Raw genomic sequence first — 19,324 nt, 5'->3', positions numbered from 1 at the left:
TCCCCCTCGTCCCACCCCGGCGTTCCAGGGAGGGACTGTTCCCGCAGGTCAAAGCCGGTGTGGGCGTTCCAGCGTCCCGGATTCCCGGCCGCTGCTGGCCGCCGGGACGGACCCGCCCACAGGCTGTGGCCATCCAAGCACGTCAACCGGCCCAGCCCGAAAGAGGACTTGCCATGCGAATGCGCCATATCCGTCTGCTCGCCGCCACCGGCACCGCCGTCGCCGCCCTCGCGCTCACGGCGTGCGGCGGCAACGGGACCGGCACCGAGGACGAGGGCGCCGGCCTGCCGACGACCCCGACGGCGTCGGCGGAGCAGGCCGCGTCGAAGACGCCCCAGGCCGGCACCGGCGGCCGTACGGCGAACGGCACGCCCGTGACCCGTACCCACGCACCCGACCCACGGCCGAGCGCCTCCCCCGCCACGCGCGGCTCCCAGGGCGGCACCCGCGCCGGCACCTCCGGCGGCTCCGGCGCCTCGGTGGTGCTGTGCAACGGCGCGAACACTACCGTCACCGCGCAGCCGGTCGCCCGGCCCCTCAACCACATGCTCATCACCGTGAAGAACACCGGCGGCAAGACCTGCGAGCTGCCGTACTACCCGGTGCTCCGCTTCGACCAGATGCAGTGGGTGCCGCAGGCGGACCGGGACACCCAGCCGCAGGCCGTGGTGTCCCTGGCGCCCGGCGAGTCGGGGTACGCGGGTGTGCTGCTGTCGGCCGCCGACGGCAGCGGCACCGGCGGGATGACGGCCCGGAAGCTGACCGTGGGCTTCCAGGGCCTCACCCCGAACAGCAGCGGGGGCCCGTCCGCGACGCCGTCCCTGCCGGCCAAGGGCGTCTACTACGACAGCTCGCTGAAGGTGACGTACTGGCAGCAGGAGATGGACGACGCCCTCAACTGGTGAACGGGGAACGGCTCAGCTTCTGGGCCACCTCGGTGGCCCAGTAGGTGAGGATGTTGCGCGCCCCGGCCCGCTTGATGCCGGTCAGGGTCTCGAAGATCGCCCGGTCCCGGTCGATCCAGCCCTTCTCGGCGGCGGCCTCGATCATCGAGTACTCGCCGGAGATCTGGTAGGCGGCGACGGGCACGTCCACGGCGTCCGCGACCCGGGCGAGGATGTCGAGGTAGGGGCCGGCCGGCTTGACCATCACCATGTCGGCGCCCTCGGTGAGGTCCAGCTCCAGTTCCCGCAGGGACTCGCGCCAGTTGGCCGGATCCTGCTGGTAGGTCTTGCGGTCGCCCTGGAGCGAGGAGGCGACGGCCTCGCGGAAGGGGCCGTAGAAGGCCGAGGAGTACTTGGCGGTGTAGGCGAGGATCGCGACGTCCTCGCGGCCGATCTGGTCCAGCGCGTCCCGGACGACGCCGATCTGGCCGTCCATCATCCCGCTGGGGCCGACGACATGGGCGCCGGCGTCGGCCTGCACCTGGGCCATCTCGGCGTACCGCTCCAGGGTGGCGTCGTTGTCGACGCGCCCCTCGGCGTCCAGCACCCCGCAGTGCCCGTGGTCGGTGAACTCGTCCAGGCACAGGTCGGACATGACGAGCAGGTCGTCGCCGACCTCGGCCCGCACGTCCCGGAGGGCGACCTGGAGGATCCCGTCCGGATCGGTGCCGACGGTGCCCTGGGCGTCCTTCTTGGCCTCCTCCGGCACGCCGAACAGCATGATCCCGGAGATCCCGGCCTCCACGGCCTCCAGCGCGGCCTTCTTCAGACTGTCCCGGGTGTGCTGCACGACGCCGGGCATCGCGGCGACCGGCACCGGCTCGCTGACGCCCTCCCGGATGAACGCCGGGAGGATGAAGTCGGCGGGGTGCAGCCGGGTCTCGGCGACCATGCGGCGCATGACGGGGGTGGTGCGCAACCGTCGGGGACGCGTACCGGGGAAGGAACCGTACTTCGTCATGCCCTCTACGCTACGCCCGCCGGGCCTGCGCCTTTGCCGACGCGGTGTCGGACGCGGCAGCCCCCGGGCACGGTCGGGAAGGACACCGGACGGTCCGTCACCGAACACCGACCCGGTTCCGACCGGCCCGGAAACGCTGTCCTGTGACGACACCGCGAGGATCCGCACCGAGGTCACCGGCCGGGTTCACGGCGATGCCGGCGGCCAGGGACCGCGTCACCGACCCCGTCCCACGCCTCAGGGGCCGGCCACCGCCCACCTTCCGCGAGGTCGTACGACGGGAGGCGGGCCCGGGGTCCGGGGGGCCGAGCCCCCCGGTGCCTCAGGTCGTCGAGCGGCGTCTGCGCGCCCCCGGCCGGCGCTCGCTCGGGCGGGTCACCGGGTCGCCGGCCTCCAGCGCGGCGGCGCGCCGCTTCATGCCGAAGTCCGCCAGCGCCTCCGCCAGCTTGTGCACGGACGGCTCCGGGGCCATGACGTCGACCCGCAGCCCGTGCTCCTCGGCGGTCTTGGCCGTGGCCGGGCCGATGCACGCGATCACCGTCACGTTGTGCGGCTTGCCCGCGATGCCCACCAGGTTCCGGACCGTGGACGAGGACGTGAAGAGGACCGCGTCGAAGCCGCCGCCCTTGATCGCCTCCCGGGTCTCCGCCGGCGGCGGCGACGCGCGCACGGTCCGGTAGGCCGTGACGTCGTCGACCTCCCAGCCCAGCTCGATCAGACCGGCGACCAGGGTCTCGGTCGCGATGTCGGCCCGGGGCAGGAAGACGCGGTCGATCGGGTCGAAGACCGGGTCGTAGGGGGGCCAGTCCTCCAGGAGGCCGGCGGCCGACTGCTCGCCGCTCGGCACCAGGTCCGGCTTCACGCCGAAGGCGACCAGCGCCTTGGCGGTCTGCTCGCCCACCGCGGCCACCTTGATGCCCGCGAAGGCACGCGCGTCGAGGCCGTACTCCTCGAACTTCTCCCGGACCGCCTTCACCGCGTTGACGGAGGTGAACGCGATCCACTCGTAGCGGCCCGTCACCAGGCCCTTGACCGCCCGCTCCATCTGCTGCGGGGTGCGCGGGGGCTCCACCGCGATCGTCGGGACCTCGTGCGGCACCGCGCCGTAGGACCGCAGCTGGTCGGAGAGCGACGCCGCCTGCTCCTTCGTGCGCGGCACGAGCACCTTCCAGCCGAACAGCGGCTTGGACTCGAACCACGACAGCTCGTCGCGCCGGGCGACGGCGGAACGCTCGCCGACCACGGCTATCACCGGCCGGCCGCCGTCCGGCGACGGCAGCACCTTCGCCTGCTTCAGGGTCTGCGCGATCGTGCCGAGCGTCGCCGTCCAGGTCCGCTGCCGGGTCGTCGTACCGGCGACCGTCACCGTCAGCGGGGTGTCCGGCTTGCGGCCCGCCGAGACCAGCTCGCCCGCCGCGGCGGCGACCGAGTCCAGGGTCGTCGAGACGACGACCGTGCCGTCCGACGCGCCCACCTCCGTCCAGCACCGTTCGGAGGCGGTCCGGGCGTCCACGAACCGGACGTCCGCGCCGTGCGCGTCCCGCAGCGGCACACCGGCGTACGCGGGCACGCCGACCGCCGCCGCGACACCGGGGACGACCTCGAAGGGCACCCCGGCGGCGGCGCAGGCGAGCATCTCCTCCGCCGCGTACGTATCCAGTCCCGGGTCCCCGGGCACCGCACGGACGACCCGCCTGCCGCCCCGCGCGGCCTCCATGACAAGATGAGCGGCATCCCGGGCAGCGGCCGGGACGGCGACGGGTGTTGACGTGCCGTCAACGACCGTCAGCTGGGGCGTGCCCGTGCCCGGCGGGGGCACCGCGGCGGAGTCCGCGTCCGTCTGCACCACGGAGACGCCCTGCCGCGCGTGCGTCCGGATGACGTCGAGCACCTCGTGCTCGGCGACCAGGACGTCCGCGTTCGACAGCGCCTCCACGGCGCGCAGAGTCAGCAGTCCCGGATCCCCGGGTCCGGCACCGAGGAAGGTGACGTGCCCGTGTTCCGGACCGGCGGGAAGGGTGGTGGGGCTCAATGTGCTCGCTCCCCCATCAGACCGGCCGCGCCCTGGGCGAGCATCTCGGTGGCGAGTTCGCGACCGAGTGCCGTCGCCCGGTCGTGCGTCTGGGGCACGGGACCGGTGGTGGACAGCTGCACCGTGCGGGTGCCGTCGGTCGTACCGACGACGCCGCGCAGGCGCATTTCCTTGACAGTCTGCCCGTCGGCCAGAAGGTCGGCCAGCGCGCCCACAGGTGCGCTGCAACCGGCCTCCAGGGCGGCGAGCAGTGACCGCTCGGCGGTGACGGCGGCCCGGGTGAACGGGTCGTCGAGCTCGCCGAGCGCGGCGACGAGTGCGGCGTCTTGGGCGGTGTTCCCCGCCCTGCACTCGATCGCCAGGGCCCCCTGGCCGGGGGCGGGCAAAACGGTGTCGACCGACAGGAAGTCGGTCACTTCGTCGATCCGGCCGATCCGGTTCAGTCCGGCCGCGGCCAGTACGACCGCGTCCAGCTCGCCGGCGTGGACGTATCCGATCCGGGTGTCGACATTGCCGCGGATCGGGACGGTCTCGATGTCCAGGCCGTGGGTCCGGGCGTACGCGTTCAGCTGCGCCATGCGGCGCGGCGAACCGGTGCCTATGCGGGCGCCCCGCGGCAGGTCCGTGAACTTCAGCGCGTCACGCGCGACGATCACGTCCCGCGGGTCCTCGCGCACCGGTACGGCGGCCAGGACCAGCTCCTCGGGCTGCGTGGTCGGCAGGTCCTTGAGCGAGTGGACCGCGAAGTCGACCTCGCCCCGCAGCAGCGCGTCGCGCAGCGCCGTGACGAACACGCCGGTGCCGCCGATCTGCGCGAGCGCCTCGCGGGAGACATCGCCGTAGGTGGTGATCTCGACCAGCTCGACGGGCCGCCCGGTCACCTGGCGGACGGCCTGCGCCACCTGCCCGGACTGGGCCATGGCGAGCTTGCTCCGCCTGGTCCCCAGCCGCAACGCCTTCTCAGTCATGCCGGTCGGTCCTTCGTGTCTGTGCTGTCCCCGGCCCGGGAGACGGCGGCCACCGTCTCGGGGTCGAGGTCGAACAGGGTGCGCAGCGCGTCGGCGTACCCGGCGCCGCCGGGCTCGGCCGCGAGCTGCTTGACCCGTACGGTCGGCGCGTGCAGCAGCTTGTCGACGACCCGGTGCACGGCCTGGCGGATCTCGCCGCGCTGGCGTTCGTCCAGGTCGGGCAGACGGCCGTCGAGGCGGGCGATCTCACTGGCGACGACGTCGGCGGCCATGGTGCGCAGCGCGACGACGGTGGGCGTGATGTGCGCCGCCCGCTGTGCCGCGCCGAAGGCCGCGACCTCGTCGGAGACGATACGCCGGACCTGGTCGACGTCGGCCGCCATCGGCGCGTCGGCGGAGGCTTCCGCCAGCGACTCGATGTCGACCAGGCGGACCCCGGCCAGCCGGTGCGCGGCCGCGTCGATGTCGCGGGGCATGGCCAGGTCGAGCAGGAAGAAGAAGGGTGCGGGCCGCTCGGCGACCGGCTCGGGCCTGCGCCGCTCGGGGATCCGGCCGACGGTGGCGGCGGTCGCGGCGAGCGCGGTGATCAGCTCGGCGTCCGCCTCGGGCGTCCGGCGCTCCCGGCGGTCGAGGGTGCCTCCCGCGACCCAGGCCGCGTGCTGCTCCAGGGTGGCCGCGTCCATACCGGCCACGGCGGCCTCGCCCATCACGGAGAAGCCGGGCTGTACGGCGGCCAGGTCCAGGGGGCAGTTCTCGTCTGCGCCGGCGCCGGTGGACCGCGGGGGGGCCTCGGTCCGCACGGCCTCCGGCTGCGCGGCCGTGGCACCGGTGTCGGCGACGGGGGTGCCGGTACGGCCCTCGACCGCGTGCGCGACCGCCTCCGCCGTGAGCACCAGGCCCGTCGCCCCGGTACAGGAGACGACGACGTCGGCACGTGTCAGCTCGGCGGCCACCGCGTCCATGCGCACCGCGCGGGCGGTCACCTCGTTCTCGTCGGACCCGGTGAGGATCTCGGCGAGCCGCTCGGCACGCTCGAAGGTGCGGTTGGCGACGACGACCTCGGCGACCCCGGCGCGCGCGAGGGTCGCGGCGGCCAGGGACGACATCGATCCGGCGCCGATGATCAGCGCCTTCTTGCCCGCGGCCCACTCGGGGACGGGCGTCCCGACGGCCAGCTGCTCCAGGCCGAAGGTGACCAGGGACTGGCCCGCGCGGTCGATGCCGGTCTCGGAGTGGGCGCGCTTGCCGACCCGCAGGGCCTGCTGGAACAGGTCGTTCAGCAGCTTGCCGGCGGTGTGCAGCTCCTGGGCGCGGGCCAGCGAGTCCTTGATCTGACCGAGGATCTGCCCCTCGCCGACGACCATCGAGTCGAGCCCGCAGGCCACCGAGAACAGGTGGTGGACGGCCCGGTCCTCGTAGTGCACGTAGAGGTACGGGGTGAGTTCCTCCAGGCCGACCCCGCTGTGCTGGGCGAGCAGCGTGGACAGCTCGGCGACACCGGCGTGGAACTTGTCCACGTCGGCGTACAGCTCGATGCGGTTGCAGGTGGCGAGCACCGCGGCCTCGCCGGCGGGCTCGGCGGCGACCGTGTCCTGGAGCAGCTTGACCTGGGCGTCCGCGCTCAGCGCGGCCCGCTCCAGCACGCTGACCGGGGCACTGCGGTGGCTCAGTCCGACGACGAGGAGGCTCATGCCGGCATCACGGCGGGGACGTCCCCGTCGGGCCCCTGGTCGGCGGAGTCGTCGGCGGTCGCGCCCCGGGGAGCGGCGGCGGGCAGCGCGCCGTCGCCCGCGGCGGTCTCCTCACCGGCCTTGCGTTGCTCGTGGAAGGCGAGGATCTGGAGTTCGATCGAGAGGTCGACCTTGCGCACGTCGACGCCGTCCGGGACGGACAGCACGGTCGGCGCGAAGTTCAGGATGGAGGTCACGCCGGCGGCCACGAGCCGGTCACAGACCTGCTGGGCGGCGCCGGCCGGGGTGGCGATCACACCGATGGACACGCCGTTGTCCTCGATGATCTTCTCAAGGTCGTCGGTGTGCTGCACGGGGATGCCCGCGACCGGCTTGCCGGCCATCGCCGGGTCGGCGTCGATCAGGGCGGCGACCCGGAAGCCGCGGGAGGCGAAACCGCCGTAGTTGGCGAGGGCGGCGCCGAGGTTGCCGATACCGACGATCACGACCGGCCAGTCCTGGGTGAGGCCGAGTTCGCGGGAGATCTGGTAGACGAGATACTCCACGTCGTAGCCGACACCGCGCGTTCCGTAGGAGCCCAGGTACGAGAAGTCCTTGCGCAGCTTGGCGGAGTTGACCCCCGCCGCCGCGGCCAGCTCCTCGGAGGAGACCGTGGGGACCGAGCGCTCCGACAGTGCGGTCAGGGCTCGGAGGTACAGCGGAAGCCGGGCGACGGTAGCCTCGGGAATCCCTCGGCTACGGGTCGCCGGTCGGTGTGTTCGGCCAGTTGCCACGGTGCTCCTGCGGGTAGAGCGGGGCTGTAGGCGGTCATACGTCCCCAGACCGCCCCGTCGACAGCAGGCTATGTCTTTGTGAACGCGTGCACAAAGATGGTGTCCGATTTGCCCGGCAGAAGTGACCGGGGTCACGCAACTTTTGCGCCCTGGCCGGGAACCGGCGCATACGCACCGATGCTCCTTCGTTACTGGGGGCAAAACCGTACACACTCCTCACGAATCCCGCCCCCGAGACCAAACCGCCGTCGATCCTAAGCGACTTTCGGGCCGGTTTGGACTAGTCGGTCAGTGCCCGGCGCAGACGCTCCTCGTTCACGCGCCAGAAGGTGTGCTGTTCACCGTCGACCAGTACGACGGGGATCTGCTCCCAGTAGCGGTCGTGCAGCTCGGGGTCCTCGGTGATGTCCTTCGGCTCCCACGGCACGCCGAGGTCGCCGCACACCTTCTCGACCACCGCCTGCGCGTCGTCGCACAGATGGCAGCCCGGCTTGCGGATGAGGGTGACCAGCCGCGCGCGCGGCTCGGCCTTGCGTCGGAAGAGCGGACTCATACCGGCCATTCTCGCGCGCCCGGCGCCCGTTCCGGATCGCTTCCTTAACGACCCGGCCGCGCAGAGTTCACAACCTCCCAACCTCCGGTCGCCGGAACCACCGGGCGGACTGGCTATGCTCACGACATGGCCGCTCTCGGATGGCTCACTCCCCGTAGGCGCTCCGCCACGGCGCGGAGCGTGTTGGCAGGCGAGGCCTCGGCGGAGGCCGCCCGCAAGTCCTCGCAGGAAGCCCCGCGTGCCACGCCGGAGGAACCTCAGTTCCCGGTGATCGGCGACGACCGGGCCGCCGCCTTCTTCGACCTCGACAACACGGTCATGCAGGGCGCCGCGCTGTTCCACTTCGGCCGGGGGCTGTACAAGCGGAAGTTCTTCGAGACCCGCGACCTCGCCAGGTTCGCCTGGCAGCAGGCGTGGTTCCGGCTGGCCGGCGTCGAGGACCCCGAGCACATGCAGGACGCCCGCGACTCCGCGCTGTCGATCGTCAAGGGCCACCGGGTCGCCGAACTGGAGTCGATCGGCGAGGAGATCTACGACGAGTACATGGCCGACCGCATCTGGCCGGGCACCCGCGCCCTCGCCCAGGCCCACCTGGACGCCGGCCAGAAGGTGTGGCTGGTCACCGCGGCCCCGGTGGAGATCGCCCAGGTGATCGCCCGCCGTCTCGGCCTCACGGGCGCCCTCGGCACGGTGGCCGAGTCGGTCGACGGCGTCTACACCGGCAAGCTGGTCGGCGAGCCGCTGCACGGACCGGCCAAGGCCGAGGCGGTCCGCGCGCTCGCCGCCGCGGAGGGGCTGGACCTGTCCCGCTGCGCGGCCTACAGCGACAGCCACAACGACATCCCGATGCTGTCCCTGGTCGGCCACCCCTACGCCATCAACCCGGACGCCAAGCTGCGCAGGCACGCCCGCGAGAAGGACTGGCGCCTGCGCGACTACCGCACCGGCCGCAAGGCGGCGAAGGTCGGCATCCCGGCGGCGGCCGGGGTCGGCGCGGTGGCCGGCGGCACGGCGGCGGCGATCGCCCTGAGCCGACGGCGCCGATAGCCGCCACGGGGGTCCCGCGCGCACGAATTATGCCGCGGCCATTTCAACACGCGCCGCTCCTCACCGAAACCGGCCTCTTTACGGTCAACAAGCGATCATCTTGCGAAACTTGACCCACCATCAAACGGTTACGGATGCGACGCAATCGATGATTTGAGCAACTCGGTGTAGCAGGCCCTGCACGAAGCGTTATTCTCCTCAGACGCAAACCGGTACCCCTCCGTCGCTACGACGGGTGAAAGGTCCCGCACTGCACGTGATGGAAGCTCTGCCTCTGGGAGTCCCGTGTACCCACACGTCGGGGTTGACGCCTCGGGCCTGGCTAAGCTGCGCGCAACAGTCGCAACGGTCAAAGAGTCGCTGCGCGGCTTCGTCCCCACCGCGTACGCCGTCCCCGCCTTCGCCGCCGCCGCGCCCGCCGGCCCGTGCTACGCACTGGCCGACGGCAGCGCCGCCGTCGGCAGACGGGGGCGGGCCACCGGCGCGGCCACCGCCCGCCGCCCGGCCGCCGACAGCGACAGCGCCCGGATGATGGACCTGGTCGAACGCGCGCAGGCCGGGGAGGCCGAGGCCTTCGGACGGCTCTACGACCAGTACAGCGACACCGTCTACCGCTACATCTACTACCGCGTCGGCGGCCGGGCGACCGCCGAGGACCTCACCAGTGAGACATTTCTGCGGGCGCTGCGCAGGATCGGCACCTTCACCTGGCAGGGCCGCGACTTCGGCGCCTGGCTGGTCACCATCGCCCGGAACCTGGTCGCCGACCACTTCAAGTCCAGCCGCTTCCGGCTGGAGGTCACCACCGGCGAGATGCTCGACGCCAACGAGGTCGAACGCTCCCCGGAGGACTCCGTCCTGGAGTCCCTGTCGAACGCCGCCCTGCTCGACGCCGTACGGCGGCTCAACCCCCAGCAGCAGGAGTGCGTGACGCTCCGCTTCCTCCAGGGCCTCTCGGTCGCCGAGACCGCCCGGGTCATGGGCAAGAACGAGGGCGCCATCAAGACCCTCCAGTACCGCGCCGTACGCACCCTCGCCCGGCTGCTGCCGGACGACGCCCGCTGAACCACGTGACCCAGGGCGACGGTCAACTCACCGACGGTGAAAGTCCGTTGCCTTTCCGATCCGGTCATCCGCCGTCCGTAACCCAAGTGCCGCGCCAGTCGTTGTGCGGGATACAGGCTCCCTGTGGTCACGTCCTGGCCGACCCCGATCGCTCGATCGCGTGGAAGTGCCGGGGGCGTGCAACCCTCAGGACCCCCTGGGGAGTCGACCGTCATGACGAGAGGAGGTGCCGCCAGTGATCGCGAACGTATCGGCGCACCGGCGGGCGAACGCCTTCGCCCAGGCCCTGGAGGAGCAGTCCGACCGGGACACGGCGGCCGAGCAGTCCGTTGGCCAGGCGGGAGCACCGCCGACCACCGGGGAACGGACCGAGCAGGGCGAGCTGCTGGCCCTGGCGGAGGGTCTCGGCGCGCTGCCCAGACCGCAGCTCGACCCCGAGGTCAAGGTCGTCCAGCGGGCCCAGTTGGTGGCCGCGATGGAGGCCATGCTCCAGGAGGGGACCGGGGCGGCGGACGCGTCGGTACCGCAGCAGCGGTCCCACCGGGCCAAGGGCGCGCACCGGGCGAGCCCGCTGGGCAAGCTCCGCCCGCGCACGAGACTGACCAAGGGCCTCGCGGCCGGCGGGCTCAGCGTGGGCGTGGCCGCCGGGGCCTTCGGCGGAGTCGCCGCCGCCAGCTCCGACGCCCTGCCCGGCGACTCGCTGTACGGACTGAAACGCGGCATCGAGGACTTCAAGCTCAACTACCTGACCGACGGCGACGACCAGCGCGGCCAGACCTACCTCGACCAGGCCTCCACCCGCCTCAGCGAGGCCCGACGGCTGCTGGAGCGCGGCCGGGGCGGCCATCTGGACCACGAGTCCATCGGTGAGATCCGCCGCACCCTGTCCGGGATGCAGCACGACGTCACCGAGGGCCACCGCCTGCTCCACGCGGCCTATCAGGCCGACCCGGACTCGCTCGGCCCCATCCAGGCGCTGTCCACGTTCTCCCGGTCCCACCGCCAGGCATGGAGCGCGCTCAGCGACAAGCTGCCCACGCAACTGGGCGATGTGAAACAGCAGGTGTCCTCGGTCTTCGACGCCATAGACGAAGAGGTCGCCCCGCTCCAGTCCCTGCTGCCCCAGCCACCCGCACAGCCGGGCGACGGCAGGCACCCGGGCGGCTCCGGCCCGGCGTCCCCCGGCTCCTCCGGCAGCCACCGGTCCACCACGCCCAGCGCCGGGAACACCCCGTCCGCCGGCAAGCACACCGGCACCGGCACGCCGAGCGGCCCGGCCACCGGCAGCAGCGGCGACGGGCTCATCGGCGGTGACACGGGCGGTCTGCTCGACCCGCCGAAGACCGGGTCCGACACCACGTCCCCGTCCGCCGGCAAGTCCCCCACGGGCCAGCCGGACGTCACGATCCCCCCGCTCATCCCCGACCTGCTCCCGGGCCTGGGCATCGACGGGGAGAACGCGGACTGACACGACACGGCAACGGCATCGAGGGCGCCCCTTTTCCGAGCAGGGGCGCCCTCGACGCCGTTCACCGGCGGCTCAGAAGAACACCGAGCGCCGCTGCACCAGCAGCTTGTACAGCGTGTGCTGGATCTGCTCCCGCACCTGATCGGTCAGGTTGAACATCAGCATCGGGTCCTCCGCCGCCTCCGGCGGATACCCGTCCGTCGGAATCGGTTCACCGAACTGGATCGTCCACTTCGTGGGCAGCGGAATCGCACCCAGCGGCCCGAGCCAGGGAAACGTCGGCGTCAGCGGGAAGTACGGGAAACCCAGCACCCGCGCCAGCGTCTTGGCGTTGCCGATCATCGGGTAGATCTCCTCCGCCCCGACGATCGAGCACGGGACGATCGGCACACCCTGCCGCAGGGCCGTGGAGACGAAGCCGCCCCGGCCGAACCGCTGGAGCTTGTACCGCTCGCCGAACGGCTTCCCGATCCCCTTGAAGCCCTCCGGCATCACCCCGACCAGCTCGCCCTGCCCCAGCAGCCGTTCCGCGTCCTCCGCGCAGGCGAGGGTGTGCCCCAGCTTGCGGGCCAGCTCGTTGACCACCGGCAGCACGAAGACCAGGTCGGCGGCGAGCAGGCGGAGATGGCGGCCGGCCGGGTGGTGGTCGTGCACCGCCACCTGCATCATCAGCCCGTCCAGCGGCAGCGTCCCGGAGTGGTTGGCGACGATCAGCGCCCCGCCCTCGGCCGGGATGTTCTCGATGCCCTTCACCTCGACCCGGAAGTACTTCTCGTACACCGGCCGCAGCAGCGACATCAGGACCTGGTCGGTCAGTTCCTCGTCGTAGCCGAAGTCGTCGACCTCGTAGTCGCCGGTGAGCCGGCGCCGCAGGAAGGCCAGCCCGGCCGCCACCCGCCGCTCCAGGCCGCCGCCCCGCCCGTCGTCCTCCACGGCCTCCACCGGCTCCTCCTCGCGGCTCACAGGAGCATCCTCCCGCGCCCGCTCCCGCCCCGGCAGCGGCTGGACCGCGCCCATCTCCCCCGGCTCCCCGAGCGCACCGAGCCGGCTCCCCCCGCTCCGCCGCCGCGGCTGGCGCTGGGCGGCGCTTCCTCGGGACCGGTCGTCGTCGAACGGAATGACCTTGGCGTCCGCCATCGTTGCCGCTCTCCTCAGTTGGCGCTGTGCGTCTGGGGGTGGCCGCCCGCCCTCGCGGTCAGCGCGGCGACCCGGTCGACGGCCGCCGCCAGGCTCTGCGGCGGCAGCAGCCCGGCGCCCTGGCCGCGCGCGAAGTCCGCGAAGGTCCCGGCCGTCGTGTAGCGGGGCGTGAAGCCCAGCGTCTCGCGCATCTCGACGGTGTCCACCACCCGCCCGTGGGTGAGCAGCCGGATCTGCTCCGGCGAGAAGTCCGTCATACCGAGCGTACGCACCAGGGAGCCGGCCCAGGTGACCGCGGGCAGCAGCAGCGGCACGGTGGGCCGCCCGAGCCGCCGCGAGCACTGCGAGAGCAGCAGCACGCCGTCCCCGGCGATGTTGAAGGTGCCGCTGTTCAGGGTGCCCCGGCGCGGCTCGTGCGAGGCGATCCGCAGCACCTCGATGACGTCGTCCTCGTGCACGAACTGAAGCCGCGGGTCGTAGCCGAACACGGTCGGCAGGACGGGCAGCGCGAAGTACGAGGCGAGCGGGGTGTCCGCGGCCGGCCCGAGGATGTTGGCGAACCGCAGCACGCACACGGCGACGTCCGGCCGCCGCCGGGCGAACCCGCGCACGTACCCCTCCACCTCGACGGCGTCCTTCGCGAAGCCGCCGCTGGGCAGCGACTTGGGCGGGGTCGTCTCGGTGAAGACGGCCGGATCGCGTGGCGCGGAGCCGTAGACGTTCGTACTGGACTTCACCACCAGCCGCCGCACGGTCGGCGACTTCTGGCAGGCGCCGAGCAGTTGCATGGTGCCGATGACGTTGGTCTCCTTGACCGTGGCCCGGCTGCCGCCGCCCAGGGCCGTGCCCGTGACGTCCAGGTGGACGACGGTGTCCGCGCCGGTCTCGGCGAGCACCCGGGCGATGGTCGGCTGCCGGATGTCGGCCTGGACGAAGTCGGCGCCGCCCAGGTGGTGCGCCGGCGGCACCGCGTCCACGGCGATCACCCGCTCGACCTCCGGGTCCCGCTGGATCCGCCGCACGAACCGGCCGCCGAGCTGCCGGGCGACTCCGGTGACGAGCACGATCCGTCCCAAGACCAGTGCCTTCCTTCCCGCGTAACCGGTATCCCGCGTTCCCCGTGTGCGGCCAACCTAGCCGGTCGATGTTGCGCTGTGATGACCCCAGGTGCCACCGGCGACGGAAATTCCCCCATCGGTATATGCCTGTGGCCCCCCACCACTGCTGGTGGGGGGCCACAGGGCCACGCTCTCGCGGCGCCGCTTACTTCTTGTTACGGCGCTGAACGCGCGTGCGCTTGAGCAGCTTGCGGTGCTTCTTCTTGGCCATCCGCTTGCGCCGCTTCTTGATAACAGAGCCCACGACTACCCTCGCTCACTTCTCATCACTCGGTTGTTTGGGCGCCATGGGCCCACACGACCTACGAGGGGCTAGCCTACCCAACCGAGCGCCGAGGTCGTAATCGAGGGGGTCCCCCCGGGTCACCCGGGGGTCGTCGTCAGGCCGTCTCCACCCCCACATAGCTGTCGCGGAGGTACTCGTGTACCGCTTGTTCCGGGACGCGGAACGACCGTCCCACCCGGATCGCGGGCAGATGACCGCTGTGCACCAGGCGGTACACGGTCATCTTGGACACTCGCATCACCGAGGCGACCTCCGCCACGGTAAGGAACTGAACCTCGTTCAGAGGCCTCTCGCCAGCTGCAGCCATGACACACCTGAACCTTCCGCACTCGACGGCCACCGGCTTCCCCTTCCGGTGACTCTTCGTCGTTGCGTGCTCACTCCCCAGACTAGGGGCGGGTGATGCGAGTGGGGAAGAGGTGCACCCATCGGCGGCCTACTGTGACAGACACGCTCGATTGAGTACGTAGCGGATCAACGGCAGGTAGTGAGCAGACCGCACTGCGTCATCAACCGGAACGGCGACGGACACCCGCCCCTCGGCCTCTCCCACGAACAGCGCGGGATCATCCGTGTCGGCCAGACCGATGGCCTCAAACCCGAGCTGACCAGCACCGCAGACCCACCCGTGGTCCCCCACGACCAGCTCCGGCAGCGGCCCGCCGGCCTCCGCCGCGGCGTCCAGCGCGACCCGAACCGGGAGCGGCGAGTGGCTGTGGGCGCCCGGCTCACGCCCCGGGCGCCCGCTCGCCGGTTCCCGCACCAGGGCAACCCCTCGTACGTAGTCGAGGCGATGGGTACGTAGGCCGAACCGGGTCAATATGTCGACACAGCGACCCTGCGCCGGGGTGAGGACCTCACATCCCGCCGCCGACAAGGCGTCTGCGAGACCGGCGTAGAAACCGAGCAGCGGACGCGGGTGCCCGGTGCCCAGCAACACGGGCGCGCCACGCCGGGCCACCTCCCGGATCCGCCCGGCGAACGCGTCCAGCGCGGCGAGCGTCCGCTCCGGGTCGATCACATCCGGTCCGGAAATGTACCGGAGATCGGCCGAAACCCCGCACTTCTCCGCCATCAACCCGAGCAAGTCCCGGACTCCCCACGACCCTTCGGGATCGATCCCGATCAACACGCGTGGGTCCCGGGCGGCGAACAGCCGGTAACTCCGCAGGCTGTCCTCCCGCGACGTCGCCACCACCCCGGCCAGCCGGGCGGCCACCAGATGCGCGCGAAGACGGGCGGCGGTCGACACGGATGCGATGGTGGCCCATGGGGGGTGCGGACGGGACGGAAACGCCGGAAGTCCGCACGGTTGGCCTAACGCCGGCCAGGGGTGGGCGCGGTCGTCAGGGAAGGAGCCCGCGCAACGGGAACACGGCCCGGCGGGTCGCCAGCACCGCCTGGTCGACCCGGTCGGCGGGGTCGTACCCCTCCTCCCAGGACGCCCACGACACCGGCCACAGCCCGTCCGTCATCCGCCACGGCCCCGACTGCCGCGTCCGGGCGAACACGTCCTGCCGCCACGCCTCGGGGATCACCGCCTCCGGGGCGACCGGCTTCCCGGCCGCGATCCCCACCAGATGCGTCCACGACCGCGGTACGACATCCACCACCGCGTACCCGCCGCCGCCCAGCGCGAGCCACCTGCCCCCGGCGTACTCGTGCGCCAGGTCGTGACACGCCATCTGCACCGCCCGCTGCGCGTCCAGCGAGACCGCCAGGTGCGCGAGCGGATCCTCGAAGTGCGTGTCGGCCCCGTGCTGGGTGACGAGGACCTGCGGCCGGAACTCCGCGAGCAGCTCCGGCACCACGGCGTGGAAGGCCCGTACCCACCCGGCGTCCCCGGTCCCGGCCGGCAGCGCCACGTTCACCGCGGCCCCCTCCCCCGCGCCCGCCCCGGTCTCCTGCGGCCACCCGGTCTGCGGGAACAACGTACGGGGGTGCTCGTGCAACGAGATCGTCAGCACCCGCGGGTCCTCCCAGAACGCGGCCTGCACCCCGTCCCCGTGGTGCACGTCGACGTCCACGTAGGCGACCCGCTCGGCCCCCAGTTCCAGCAGCCGCGCGATGGCGAGCGCCGCGTCGTTGTAGACGCAGAACCCCGACGCCCCGCCGGGCATGGCGTGGTGCAGGCCGCCCGCGAAGTTCACGGCGTGCTCGGCGTCCCCCCGCCACACCGCCTCGGCCGCCCCCACCGACTGCCCGGCGATCAGCGCGGACACCTCGTGCATCCCGGCGAACGCGGGATCGTCGAGCGTCCCCAGCCCGTACGAGCCGTCGGCCCCCGCCGGATCGGCCGACGCGGCCTTCACGGCGTCGATGTAGTCCTCCCGGTGGACCAGCCGGAGCGTGGACTCGCCCGCCGGCTTCGCCGCGACGACCGCCACCTCCCGGTCGAGCCCGAAGGCACCGACCAGCCGGCGGGTCAGCTCCAGCCGGACCGGATCCATCGGGTGGTTCCGACCGAAGTCATAGCCCGTTACTGCCTCGTCCCACATCAGCTGTGCGCGGCCGCTCATGCCCGCCACCGTATCGGTCCGGTTGAGCGGAGAACGACCTGGCGTACCCCAGTGTCACCAGCACCAACACCATCGGCACGAGCATGGCCCCCCGGTAGCTCCACGCGTCACCGAGAGCGCCCACCAGCGGCGCGCCGACCAGGAACCCCACGTAGTTGAAGATGTTCAGCCGTGCGACCGCCGCGTCCGAGGCCCCGGGGAACAACCGGCCCGCCGCCGCGAACGTCTGCGGCACCAGTACGCACAACCCCAGCCCCAGCAGGGTGAACCCGAGCATCCCGGCCCACGCGCCGGGCGCCGCGGCCACCACCGCGAACCCGCCGGCCGCGACCACCGCCCCGAGCCGTACGACCGCCACGGCCCCGAACCGCCGCACCCCGAGGTCCCCGAGGGCCCGCCCCACGAGCGTGGTCACCATGTACACGTTGTACGGCACGGTCGCCAGCTGCTCCGAGCTGCCCAGCACGTCCTTCAGGTACTTGGCGCTCCAGTTGGAGACGGTCGAGTCCCCGATGTAGGCGAACATCATCACCAAGCACAGCGGCAGCAGCAGCTTGAAGACGACGGTCCCCTGCTCCGCGGTGGGCTCCGGAGCGGGCACGGGCTCCCCGTCGACGTACCACCGGCTCCCCACCAGCGCCGCCGGCAGCAGCACGGCCACCACCGGCAGGTACGACACCCACAGCGCGAGGTGCCAGTGCGCCCCCGCCCAGGCCAGCGAGGCCCCCAGGATCGCGCCCAGGCTGTAGACGGCGTGGAAGCCGAGCATGATGCTGCGCCCGTACGACCGCTGGAGGCTGACGCCGAGCATGTTCATGGACGCGTCCAGCGCGCCCACCGCCAGGCCGAACACGCCCAGTGCGACGGCCAGTACGGCCACCTGTCCCTGCCCGCCCGTCCCGACGCCGAGCAGCGCCAGCAGCACCACCGGCTGGGACCAGCGCAGCAGCCGGCTGGGCCGTACCCGCTTCACCAGGTGCTCGGTGCCCACGCTGCCGACCCCGGCGAGGATCGGCACGGCGGCCAGGAAGACCGGCAGCAGCGCGTCGGAGACCCCGTACCGGTCCTGGATGGCCGGGATGCGCGTCACCAGCAGGGCGAAGGCGACGCCCTGGGCGAAGAAGCCGAACGCCAGCGAGGCCCTGCCGCGCCGCAGCACATCAGTCATGGCGGCGAGAGTAGGGCCCCGGGCTACCGCTGGGTAGATCCAGCCAAAGGTGAATTCGCCTCAGCTTCGGTCCGGGCTTCGACTCGCCCGGCTCGGCTCGCCCGGCTCGACTCGCCCGGCTCGGCTCGGCGATCAGGCGGCCACGGCCACCTCGGGCCGTTCCGCCCGGCCGACCGCCACCTCGGCCGAGAGCATCCGCTCCATCGGCCCCGCCGCCAGCCCACCGCTGACCACGAAACCGATCACCATGGCGGCGACCATGACGACGGAGCCCAGCCACACCATGGTGTCCACGGGGACGGTGTAGGCACCCACGACCCGCACGACGCACTCGGCCAGCAGGACCAGCCCCCACACCACGGAGAACGCCCGCTCCCTGGACCGGAAGGCCACGGACTCGGCCGCCGCCCCGGACACCAGCCGCTGCCAGGCGGTTTCCCTGGCCGCGTCGCCCTTCACCACGAAGGGCTTCATGCCCGCGGTCATCATCGGCCTGCCGAGCCGGACGGACACCAGGATGCCGATGGCCACCGTGCTGCTGACCGCGCTGTCCTTGGCCAGCATCAGCCGCGGGTCACCCGAGACGAAACTCAGCAGCAGGGACACGACGTTCACGACGAGGATCAGACCCGCCAGCGCGTTGGTCCTGCGCTCCCTGACCAGTCCCCACGCGGTCCGCACCGCCGGTACGACACTGCTCCAGGCGAGCGCCGCGAAGGTGCTCATCCCGAAGGCGTCCTTGAAGAGGTAGTACGAGCCGAGCGGCAGCGCCACATCGATGAGCAGCGGCCCCAAGTTGTCCAGCACGCTCGGCTTCCGGCCCTGGTTCCCCGTGTTCTTCGTCATGCCCTCAGCTTCGCCCCCGGGCCGGGTCCGGCAGTAGGAACGTTCGTCCGGAGCTCCGCATGACATATGTCAGCCCGCAGGGCCGACCGGGGTCACACCAGCAGGTCGAGCAACTGGTCCATGCGGGAGAAGAGTTGACCGGCACCCGCGAGCTTCGCCGCCGGCGTCATCGCGGTGAACCCGCACACGTCCATCCCGGCCGCGACAGCCGCCTGTACGCCCAGCGGGGAGTCCTCCACGACCACGCACCGCCCGGGGGCCACGCCCATCCGCTCGGCCGCGTGCAGGAACAGGTCCGGCGCCGGCTTGCCCCGCCCGACATCCTCCGAGCTGAAGACGCGCTCTTCCGAGAACCACCGGTCGAGCCCGGTCGTCCGGTGCCCCACCCGGATCCGCGCATGGCTCCCCGAGGAGGCCACGCAGTACGGCACCCCGTCCGCGGCCAGTTTCTCCAGTACGCCGGCCACCCCGGGCACGGGCCGCAACTCCCGTTCGAACGCGGCGAACACCCGCGCGTGGAAGACCTCGTCGAAATCCACGGGCAGCCGCTGTCCCGTCCGCTCCAGGATCAGGTCATGGATCCGGTGCATCGCCGACCCCATGTAATCGCGGATGGAGTCCTCGTACGAGGTGGGGTGCCCCAGCTCGGTCAGATAGGCGGCCAGGAGCCGGTTGGATATGGGCTCACTGTCCACGAGGACACCGTCGTTGTCGAAGATGACGAGGTCATAGCGCATGAGTTCACCCT

19 protein-coding genes are annotated in these 19,324 nt (G+C 72.1%); 4 read left to right on the top strand and 15 right to left on the bottom strand.

Translation table 11 applies throughout. From position 1 onward, the window contains the following. Positions 1 to 179 precede the first annotated feature (179 nt). Positions 180 to 905: a DUF4232 domain-containing protein gene (locus tag AQJ11_RS43945; protein ID WP_059267239.1), complete on the top strand. Its 726-nt coding sequence runs from the start codon at positions 180 to 182 to the stop codon at positions 903 to 905. On the opposite strand, the gene hemB is transcribed toward AQJ11_RS43945, so the two are convergent. From hemB to AQJ11_RS43915, 6 genes are all read right to left on the bottom strand, one after another. Continuing rightward, positions 895 to 1,905 carry a porphobilinogen synthase gene (hemB, locus tag AQJ11_RS43940; protein WP_014674189.1) on the bottom strand — a complete coding sequence of 337 codons (1,011 nt, stop codon included), beginning with the start codon at positions 1,903 to 1,905 and terminating at the stop codon, positions 895 to 897. The two genes, AQJ11_RS43945 and hemB, sit on opposite strands and share 11 nt — an antisense overlap. A gap of 322 nt (positions 1,906 to 2,227) precedes the next feature. Next, the gene (locus AQJ11_RS43935) at positions 2,228 to 3,937 is read right to left on the bottom strand and encodes a bifunctional uroporphyrinogen-III C-methyltransferase/uroporphyrinogen-III synthase (RefSeq protein ID WP_014674187.1); all 1,710 of its coding nucleotides are present in this window, start codon (positions 3,935 to 3,937) and stop codon (positions 2,228 to 2,230) included. Continuing rightward, positions 3,934 to 4,905: a hydroxymethylbilane synthase gene (hemC, locus tag AQJ11_RS43930; RefSeq protein WP_014674186.1), complete on the bottom strand. Its 972-nt coding sequence runs from the start codon at positions 4,903 to 4,905 to the stop codon at positions 3,934 to 3,936. The genes AQJ11_RS43935 and hemC overlap by 4 nt, the downstream gene beginning before the upstream one ends. Further along, complete coding sequence (locus tag AQJ11_RS43925; protein WP_014674185.1) at positions 4,902 to 6,596, bottom strand: glutamyl-tRNA reductase; 1,695 nt, start codon at positions 6,594 to 6,596, stop codon at positions 4,902 to 4,904. The genes hemC and AQJ11_RS43925 overlap by 4 nt, the downstream gene beginning before the upstream one ends. Beyond that, complete coding sequence (locus tag AQJ11_RS43920) at positions 6,593 to 7,369, bottom strand: redox-sensing transcriptional repressor Rex (protein WP_014674184.1); 777 nt, start codon at positions 7,367 to 7,369, stop codon at positions 6,593 to 6,595. Before AQJ11_RS43920 ends, AQJ11_RS43925 begins: the two co-directional genes overlap by 4 nt. A gap of 280 nt (positions 7,370 to 7,649) precedes the next feature. Beyond that, positions 7,650 to 7,931, bottom strand: a complete 282-nt coding sequence (locus AQJ11_RS43915) for a glutaredoxin family protein (RefSeq protein ID WP_208616767.1) — start codon at positions 7,929 to 7,931, stop codon at positions 7,650 to 7,652. Between the two features lie 117 nt (positions 7,932 to 8,048). On the opposite strand from AQJ11_RS43915, the gene AQJ11_RS43910 reads away from it, so the two are divergent. The 3 genes from AQJ11_RS43910 to AQJ11_RS43900 all read left to right on the top strand — a co-directional run bounded on the left by AQJ11_RS43910 (position 8,049) and on the right by AQJ11_RS43900 (position 11,502). Next, complete coding sequence (locus tag AQJ11_RS43910; protein WP_078611795.1) at positions 8,049 to 8,969, top strand: HAD family hydrolase; 921 nt, start codon at positions 8,049 to 8,051, stop codon at positions 8,967 to 8,969. A gap of 285 nt (positions 8,970 to 9,254) precedes the next feature. Next, on the top strand, positions 9,255 to 10,034 hold the full coding sequence (locus AQJ11_RS43905; protein WP_014674181.1) for an ECF subfamily RNA polymerase sigma factor, BldN family: 780 nt from the start codon (positions 9,255 to 9,257) through the stop codon (positions 10,032 to 10,034). A 235-nt stretch (positions 10,035 to 10,269) separates the two neighbouring features. Further along, a complete protein-coding gene (locus AQJ11_RS43900) occupies positions 10,270 to 11,502 on the top strand; it encodes a DUF5667 domain-containing protein (RefSeq protein ID WP_014674180.1) in 1,233 nt (410 codons plus the stop codon). A gap of 72 nt (positions 11,503 to 11,574) precedes the next feature. Here AQJ11_RS43900 and AQJ11_RS43895 read toward each other — a convergent pair whose 3' ends face one another. From AQJ11_RS43895 to AQJ11_RS43860, 9 genes are all read right to left on the bottom strand, one after another. Beyond that, entirely contained in the window at positions 11,575 to 12,639 is a 1,065-nt protein-coding gene (locus AQJ11_RS43895; protein WP_014674179.1) for a lysophospholipid acyltransferase family protein, read from the bottom strand. Between the two features lie 14 nt (positions 12,640 to 12,653). Continuing rightward, on the bottom strand, positions 12,654 to 13,715 hold the full coding sequence (locus AQJ11_RS43890; RefSeq protein ID WP_014674178.1) for an NAD-dependent epimerase/dehydratase family protein: 1,062 nt from the start codon (positions 13,713 to 13,715) through the stop codon (positions 12,654 to 12,656). 187 nt (positions 13,716 to 13,902) lie between these two features. Then, entirely contained in the window at positions 13,903 to 14,001 is a 99-nt protein-coding gene (locus AQJ11_RS47830) for a 30S ribosomal protein bS22 (protein WP_003948845.1), read from the bottom strand. A gap of 136 nt (positions 14,002 to 14,137) precedes the next feature. After that, the gene (locus AQJ11_RS43885; protein WP_121791081.1) at positions 14,138 to 14,350 is read right to left on the bottom strand and encodes a helix-turn-helix domain-containing protein; all 213 of its coding nucleotides are present in this window, start codon (positions 14,348 to 14,350) and stop codon (positions 14,138 to 14,140) included. A 129-nt stretch (positions 14,351 to 14,479) separates the two neighbouring features. Beyond that, entirely contained in the window at positions 14,480 to 15,295 is an 816-nt protein-coding gene (locus AQJ11_RS43880; RefSeq protein ID WP_059267238.1) for a phosphatase, read from the bottom strand. Between the two features lie 94 nt (positions 15,296 to 15,389). Further along, positions 15,390 to 16,562: an acetoin utilization protein AcuC gene (locus AQJ11_RS43875; RefSeq protein WP_078611794.1), complete on the bottom strand. Its 1,173-nt coding sequence runs from the start codon at positions 16,560 to 16,562 to the stop codon at positions 15,390 to 15,392. Further along, a complete protein-coding gene (locus AQJ11_RS43870) occupies positions 16,513 to 17,730 on the bottom strand; it encodes an MFS transporter (RefSeq protein WP_107120980.1) in 1,218 nt (405 codons plus the stop codon). Before AQJ11_RS43870 ends, AQJ11_RS43875 begins: the two co-directional genes overlap by 50 nt. 132 nt (positions 17,731 to 17,862) lie before the next feature. After that, positions 17,863 to 18,576 carry a VC0807 family protein gene (locus AQJ11_RS43865; RefSeq protein ID WP_059267236.1) on the bottom strand — a complete coding sequence of 238 codons (714 nt, stop codon included), beginning with the start codon at positions 18,574 to 18,576 and terminating at the stop codon, positions 17,863 to 17,865. Positions 18,577 to 18,668: 92 nt separating this feature from the next. Beyond that, the gene (locus tag AQJ11_RS43860) at positions 18,669 to 19,313 is read right to left on the bottom strand and encodes an HAD family hydrolase (protein ID WP_059267251.1); all 645 of its coding nucleotides are present in this window, start codon (positions 19,311 to 19,313) and stop codon (positions 18,669 to 18,671) included. Positions 19,314 to 19,324: the final 11 nt, after the last annotated feature.

Origin of the sequence: Streptomyces corchorusii, from assembly GCF_001514055.1 — a bacterium.
Taxonomy (GTDB): Bacteria; Actinomycetota; Actinomycetes; order Streptomycetales; family Streptomycetaceae; genus Streptomyces; species Streptomyces olivaceoviridis.
Note: the sequence above shows the minus strand (reverse complement) of the source record. Positions and strands in the feature narration are given on the sequence as shown.

Coding starts and splice junctions, on each gene's coding strand:
- AQJ11_RS43945 (WP_059267239.1), top strand. CDS start 180: ATGCGCCATATCCGTCTGCTCGCCGCCACCGGCACCGCCGTCGCCGCC.
- hemB (WP_014674189.1), bottom strand. CDS start 1,905: ATGACGAAGTACGGTTCCTTCCCCGGTACGCGTCCCCGACGGTTGCGC.
- hemC (WP_014674186.1), bottom strand. CDS start 4,905: ATGACTGAGAAGGCGTTGCGGCTGGGGACCAGGCGGAGCAAGCTCGCC.
- AQJ11_RS43925 (WP_014674185.1), bottom strand. CDS start 6,596: ATGAGCCTCCTCGTCGTCGGACTGAGCCACCGCAGTGCCCCGGTCAGC.
- AQJ11_RS43915 (WP_208616767.1), bottom strand. CDS start 7,931: ATGGCCGGTATGAGTCCGCTCTTCCGACGCAAGGCCGAGCCGCGCGCG.
- AQJ11_RS43910 (WP_078611795.1), top strand. CDS start 8,049: ATGGCCGCTCTCGGATGGCTCACTCCCCGTAGGCGCTCCGCCACGGCG.
- AQJ11_RS43895 (WP_014674179.1), bottom strand. CDS start 12,639: ATGGCGGACGCCAAGGTCATTCCGTTCGACGACGACCGGTCCCGAGGA.
- AQJ11_RS43885 (WP_121791081.1), bottom strand. CDS start 14,350: ATGGCTGCAGCTGGCGAGAGGCCTCTGAACGAGGTTCAGTTCCTTACC.
- AQJ11_RS43875 (WP_078611794.1), bottom strand. CDS start 16,562: ATGAGCGGCCGCGCACAGCTGATGTGGGACGAGGCAGTAACGGGCTAT.
- AQJ11_RS43870 (WP_107120980.1), bottom strand. CDS start 17,730: ATGACTGATGTGCTGCGGCGCGGCAGGGCCTCGCTGGCGTTCGGCTTC.
- AQJ11_RS43865 (WP_059267236.1), bottom strand. CDS start 18,576: ATGACGAAGAACACGGGGAACCAGGGCCGGAAGCCGAGCGTGCTGGAC.
- AQJ11_RS43860 (WP_059267251.1), bottom strand. CDS start 19,313: ATGCGCTATGACCTCGTCATCTTCGACAACGACGGTGTCCTCGTGGAC.